Source organism: Bowmanella yangjiangensis (genome assembly GCF_017255015.1).
GTDB classification, from domain to species: Bacteria; Pseudomonadota; Gammaproteobacteria; order Enterobacterales; family Alteromonadaceae; genus Bowmanella; species Bowmanella yangjiangensis.
This window is the reverse complement of the sequence record NZ_JAFKCS010000706.1, coordinates 1-376: the sequence shown is the minus strand read 5'-3', so window position 1 is coordinate 376 and position 376 is coordinate 1. Positions and strand designations below refer to the sequence as shown.

Sequence of the window (376 nt, the reverse complement as noted above, 5' to 3'; positions counted from 1 at the left end):
CAGTTCGTCTTTCGTCACGGGGTTTACCTGTAGGTTCCTGATCGATCCAGATGACACGCGCAATACCAGGTCGATCAGTTTCGGCCTGGCGTGCATGGAAAGTTCGCGTCGACTGGCGGGGGAGCGTGCAATGCGGCATGAAATGCCGGCATCGTTCTCCTGTCTCGGTTGTTACGAGTATCTGTAACTATTCGTCGAGAAAAGTTGCGTGGTGCAACGGAAGCGTATTATCGCCGACGTCCGATGAATGTCCAGTGATCAGTTGGTCAGCGCCTGGTAGTGCAGGGTGACAGTCAACCGGCAAGTTTGCCCGGGTTGCAGCAAGTGCAGCCCCGGACGCCCCGGCAGATGGTGGGCGTTGACCGGGTGGCTGACC

General features: G+C 57.7%; 1 protein-coding gene. It reads left to right on the top strand.

Features of this window, described 5'->3' with window-relative positions:
• Window positions 1-187: hypothetical protein (locus J0A65_RS26345; RefSeq protein WP_206597136.1), on the top strand; the 187-nt coding region annotated here is incomplete at its 5' end.
• Between the last annotated feature and the right edge of the window lie 189 nt (window positions 188-376).